General features: G+C 62.6%; 6 protein-coding genes. 3 read left to right on the top strand and 3 right to left on the bottom strand.

The genetic code is table 11. The features are described from left to right. Window positions 1-587, top strand: a 587-nt coding sequence (locus AB4Z11_RS22450; protein ID WP_442027778.1) for a glycerophosphodiester phosphodiesterase family protein, incomplete at its 5' end; no start/stop codon positions are given. A 142-nt stretch (window positions 588-729) separates the two neighbouring features. On the opposite strand, the gene AB4Z11_RS22455 is transcribed toward AB4Z11_RS22450, so the two are convergent. Next, a complete protein-coding gene (locus AB4Z11_RS22455; protein WP_442027783.1) occupies window positions 730-1,635 on the bottom strand; it encodes an AraC family transcriptional regulator N-terminal domain-containing protein in 906 nt (301 codons plus the stop codon). 106 nt (window positions 1,636-1,741) lie between these two features. Here AB4Z11_RS22455 and AB4Z11_RS22460 point away from each other — a divergent pair, with 106 nt between their 5' ends. Continuing rightward, the gene (locus AB4Z11_RS22460; protein ID WP_442027779.1) at window positions 1,742-2,491 is read left to right on the top strand and encodes an SDR family NAD(P)-dependent oxidoreductase; all 750 of its coding nucleotides are present in this window, start codon (window positions 1,742-1,744) and stop codon (window positions 2,489-2,491) included. 32 nt (window positions 2,492-2,523) lie between these two features. Here AB4Z11_RS22460 and AB4Z11_RS22465 read toward each other — a convergent pair whose 3' ends face one another. Both AB4Z11_RS22465 and AB4Z11_RS22470 read right to left on the bottom strand, forming a co-directional pair. Next, entirely contained in the window at window positions 2,524-3,318 is a 795-nt protein-coding gene (locus tag AB4Z11_RS22465; RefSeq protein WP_442027784.1) for a ferritin-like domain-containing protein, read from the bottom strand. A gap of 141 nt (window positions 3,319-3,459) precedes the next feature. Then, the gene (locus tag AB4Z11_RS22470; protein WP_442027781.1) at window positions 3,460-4,413 is read right to left on the bottom strand and encodes a LysR family transcriptional regulator; all 954 of its coding nucleotides are present in this window, start codon (window positions 4,411-4,413) and stop codon (window positions 3,460-3,462) included. A 131-nt stretch (window positions 4,414-4,544) separates the two neighbouring features. On the opposite strand from AB4Z11_RS22470, the gene AB4Z11_RS22475 reads away from it, so the two are divergent. Beyond that, on the top strand, window positions 4,545-5,127 hold a 583-nt coding region (locus tag AB4Z11_RS22475), incomplete at its 3' end, for an SDR family NAD(P)-dependent oxidoreductase (RefSeq protein WP_442027782.1).

Raw genomic sequence — 5,127 nt, forward strand, 5'->3', positions numbered from 1 at the left:
TTCCTGAGCTGAAGAGTTCCACTTACTTCGCGGGTGTCGGCCTGCCGCTGGAAGACCGTTTCATCGCCACGCTTGCGGCGCACGAGTACACGCGCCGCGCACCGGTGGAGATTCAGTCGTTCGAAATCGCGAACCTGAAGTATGTACGCGAGAAGCTGGGCAGGCGCGCCAATGTGCGCCTGATGCAGCTGGTGGCTGTCGGCGATATTCGTCCACGCGACGTCGTGGCTGCTGGCGGCGCGCTGACTTATGGGCAGATGTGCACACCGGCGGGTCTGCGCGAGATCGCCAGGTATGCGGACGTGGTTGCGCCGCCGACCCGTGGCGTGATTCCGCTGCGGAAGGATGGGCGCTTGGCCGAGCCCCTGCCGATCGTGGCGGATGCTCACGCGGCGGGGCTGCGCCTGGAGACCTGGACCTTCCGTCCGGAGAATCATTTCCTGGCAGCGGACTTCCGCAACGATGCGGGCGATCACGCGCGGAATGAGGCGGGCTCGATCGCCGAGATTCGCCGCTACCTCGCGACGGGGCTGGACGGCTTCTTCACCGACGACCCGGCACTCGGCCGCGCTGCGTTGGACGCCTGAACGGCGGATCAATGATCCGCCCTACGAGGCCTGCGTTGGACGCCTGAACTCGGATTAATGATTCGCCCTACGAGGCCTGCGTTGGACGCATGAACGCGGATTAATGATTCGCCCTACGAGGACTCGCAGGAGGTAGGGCGGATCATCCGATCCGCCGTAATGACTCGATATCGCGGCGCGGAGGCGCGCCAAACATCCGCGTATATTCGCGGCTGAACTGGGACGGGCTTTCGTAGCCGACCTGGTACGCCGCGGTTTCCGCATTGGCCGCGCCGCTGACCATCAGCTGGCGCGCTTCCATCAGGCGCAGCTGCTTCTGGTACTGCAAGGGCGTCATCGACGTCAATGCCTTGAACTGTCGATGAAAGGCCGACGCGCTCATTTGCGCAACCGCCGCCAGATCATCAATGCTGACAGCCTCCGCAAACTGATTGCGCAGCACATGGATCGCCTTGACCACGCGCTGCACATGGCTCGAAGCCAGCACCACCTGCGCGACCTCCGCACCGTGCGGCCCGGCCAGCAGCCAGTAGCAGATTTCCTTCATGATGAGCGGCGACAGCACGGGAATGGCCCGTGGCGTATCGAGCAGGCGCACCAGGCGCAGCACGCAGTCTGCCAACGGACCCTCGTAATCGGTGACGAAGACACCGCGGCCGATCGCCTCGCCGGTCCCGGCGGGCGGCGCATCGAGCGATTCCAGCACTTCGCGCATGAGGCCAAGATCAAACTCGATGATCACGCCGAGATAGGGCTCGTCCGGACTGGCGGTCACCACGCGGCTGACGGCCGGCATCTCCACGCTGACAACCAGCGCCTGGCCGGCGCCGTAATCGAAGCGCTGATCGCCAAAAGTCGTCCACTTGCCACCCTGGACGGTTACGCATAGCGCAGGCTTGAATACCAGATGCGCAGGAATCTTTTCGTGGTCCGAGCGCAGGATCATCAAGCCCCTGATGGGCGTGTGCCAAGGGCTCGCGTTCGATTGCCGCTCCGTATATTGCCTGACCAGTTCAACCAGTGACATCGTATCCTCCACGACCCGCATGCTAGACCGCTGTACAGGAATAGGCAAGAACGGGGTCAGATTGGACATTCCGCCATTTGCGCGAATTCCCTAGACTTTCCCCAGTTTCTTTACTGGGAGTCTGTGCATGAAAATCGCAATCGTAACTGGCGGCAGCCGTGGTCTGGGGCGCAATACTGTGCTCAATCTGGCAAAGCGCGGCGTCAGCTCAATCTTCACTTATCACTCGAATCAGGCGGRGGCCGAGGCCGTGGCGCGGCTGGTGGAGGAGGCCGGACAAAAGGCCGTCGCTCTGCAACTCGATACCGGCAATGCCAGCGTCTTCGATGGCTTCGTGCGCCAGGTGCAGCAGGCGCTGGCGACGCTGGGTGCGCAACGGTTCGATTATCTGGTCAATAACGCCGGCACCTCGCACCATGCCTCCATCGAGCAAACGACCGAGGAGGATCTTGACCATCTCTTCAACGTCCACTTCAAAGGCGTGTTCTTCCTGACACAGAAGCTGTTGCCGCTGCTGAACGATGGTGGCCGGATCGTCAACGTGTCGACCGGGCTAACCCGCATCACGATCCCTGGCAGTGCGCCGTATGCGTCCATGAAGGGCGCGGTAGAAGTGCTGACGCGCTATCTCGCCAGGGAACTCGGCGCGCGCGGCATCGCCGTCAACACGGTGGCTCCCGGCGCGATTGCCACGGACTTCAGCGGCGGCATGGTGCGCGACAACCCGGATCTCAACAAACGCGTGGCGGACATGACGGCGTTAGGCCGCGTCGGACTGCCGGACGATATTGGGCCGATGGTTGCCGCCCTGCTGTCGGAGGATAACCGCTGGGTCAACGGACAGCGTATTGAGGCATCGGGTGGAATGGCGCTGTAGTACCTGTGCGCCTGGCGGATCGATGATCCGCCCTACGTTGTTTCGCGCAGGGCGGCCAGTTCGGCCTCCGTGAAGCCTGCGCGGCGGCGGGCTTCCATGTTGAAGGGGCCGCGCACGGTCGCTTTGTACTGGACGACTAGGTCATCGTAAGTCGTAATCGGATCGAGACCGCGCTGGCCGCAGAGCAGCGCGTACCATCGGTTGCCGATTTCGACGTGGCCCACCTCATCGCGCAGGATGATGTCCAGGATCGCCGCCGCCGCTTCATCGCCCGCCTGCGCCAGCTTGGCCCGTAGCGGTGGAATGGCGTCCAGCCCGCGTGCTTCCAGCGTGCGCGGCACCAGCGCCATGCGCGCCATCACATCGCCGGTGGTCTTCTCGACCATCTCCCACAGGCTGCCGTGGGCAGAGAAGTCGCCGTACGCGAAGCACAGCGTGCGCAAATGCGCCGACAGCAGCGAAAAGTGATAAGCCTCTTCCTTCGCCACGCGCAGCCAGTCGAGATAGAACTGATCGGGCATGCCGGGGAAGCGCCAGATCGCGTCCAGCGCCAGGTTCACTGCGTTGAACTCAATGTGGGCGAGCGCGTGGACCAGCATCGCGCGGCCTTCCACCGTCACCATCGAGCGGCGGCCGACCAGCTTTGGCGCCACCAGTTCGGGGCAGGCAGGGCGGCCGGGAATCGTGCCGGACGATTCCAGCGTCATCGCAGTGTCGAGCGTGCAGCGTCCATCCGCGCTGGCTGCCGCCATCTCTGCAACGGCTGCCACTTTGGCGGAAGGATCGGGTTCAAGCAGGCATTGCAGCGCCCAGCCGCGCAGTTCCATCATGGGCTTTCAACTATCAAAAGGGCGCAGTGTACCAAATCCCAAAGTTGTTAACGGTTTCTGTGGACAAGTCTGTTAACAATGCCCTGGTCTGAAAACTAAATACCTGATTTAACTGAAGAAAAAATCGCTGCGCAAAAATTAGGCGGCCGCTTTCTTACGCCGGGACGGCGCAGCTTCCGCCGGTTTATGCAGAWGGCCGACCAGAAATTCCACAAAGGTCCGCGCCCGCAACGAGAGGTGGCGTGCGTGCGGGTAGAGCAGGAAGAAGGGACGCGAAGCGCCGCCATGTTCCGGCAGCAGCTCCACCAGATCGCCGCGCGCCAGATCCTGCTCGACGATGAAGCGATAGTTCTGCGCGATGCCGGCGCCGGTGCGCGCCAGCGTCGTGATGCCCAAAACATCCTCCGCGCAGCACAAGCCGCTCTGCAGGGCCAGTTCTTCCACTTCGCCGTTTTGCATGAACAGCCAGGGAATGCGCTTGCCTGTGCTGGGCAGTTCGAACTGGATGCACTCATGCTTCGGCAAGTCCTGCAGAGACTTGGGCCGGCCGGCACGCTTGAGATACGAGGGCGATGCGACCAGCACCAGTTCCGCATCTTCCAGCTTGCGCGCGACCAGGCTGGAGTCCGGCGGCGTGCGGCCACGGATCGCGAGGTCGAAGCCTTCGTCCGCGAAATCGATATTACGGTTGCTGACGTGGATGTCCAGCGTCACTTCGGGATACCTGGTGCGGAACTCGCCCAGCAACGGCAGCAGACGATAGTGAGCGTAGGGCGTCGGCACACTGATCCGCAGCGGGCCGGCGGGCATGGCCTGGCCGCCGGTAACCTGGCGTTCGGCGTCGGCCAGTTGCGACAAGGCCTGGCGGCACTGCTCGAAATAGGTGCGTCCCTCATCGGTCAAACGGATCTGGCGCGTGGTGCGCACGAAGAGGCGCACGCCGAGGCGCTGCTCAAGCCGCGCCACGGAACGGCTGACCGCAGCAGGCGTTACGCCGGCCGCAGTGGCGGCGGCCGTGAAGCCTCCCAATTCGGCCGCAATGCAGAACAGCTCAATGCTCCCCAGAAGAACGTCGTCGAACTGGCGCTTCATTTTTAGTCTCCGATTGATTACATCATGTACTTATTGTCTTGCATGACGTCCCATTTATCAACCGCCGCCGCAAAAGTATATTGATCTCAACGGCGTCACACGCCACAAACGACATCAAACAGGAGCAGTTCATGAAGAAGACAGTCATCGTAACCGGAGCGTCCAGCGGCCTCGGTTTCGCCATCGCCGAAGCCTACCTGAAGCGCGGCTACAACGTAGTCGGCAACGCCCGCAGTATGGAGCGCCTGAAGGAAGCCGCGGCCAAACTGGGCAAGCCATCCAACTTCCTGCCAGTGGCCGGCGACATCGCCAAGGCCGATACTGCCCGCGTGCTGTTCGCCCGCGCCATCGAGGCCTTCGGCAAGGTGGACATCCTGATCAACAACGCCGGCGTCTTCATTCCGAACCCGATCACCGCCTACACGGAAGAGGAAGTGAACACCATCGTTGGCACCAATCTGATGGGCTTCTTCTACCCATCGCAAGCCGCTGCGGCGCACATGGCCGGCAACAAGTCGGGCCATATCGTCAACATTACCGCCAGCGTTGCGCTGAACCCGAACGTGARAGTGCCTGCCGTGCTGCCGGTGCTGATCAAGGGCGGTCTGAATCAGGCGACGCGTGCGCTGGCGCTGGAATTGGCTGCCAGCGGCGTGAAGGTCAACGCGGTCGCTCCCGGCATTATCCAGACCCCAATGCACGGCAAGGACGGGC

The organism is Pseudoduganella sp. RAF53_2, assembly GCF_052113985.1.
GTDB lineage: Bacteria > Pseudomonadota > Gammaproteobacteria > Burkholderiales > Burkholderiaceae_D > Rugamonas.

Coding starts and splice junctions, on each gene's coding strand:
- AB4Z11_RS22455 (WP_442027783.1), bottom strand. CDS start 1,635: ATGCGGGTCGTGGAGGATACGATGTCACTGGTTGAACTGGTCAGGCAA.
- AB4Z11_RS22465 (WP_442027784.1), bottom strand. CDS start 3,318: ATGGAACTGCGCGGCTGGGCGCTGCAATGCCTGCTTGAACCCGATCCT.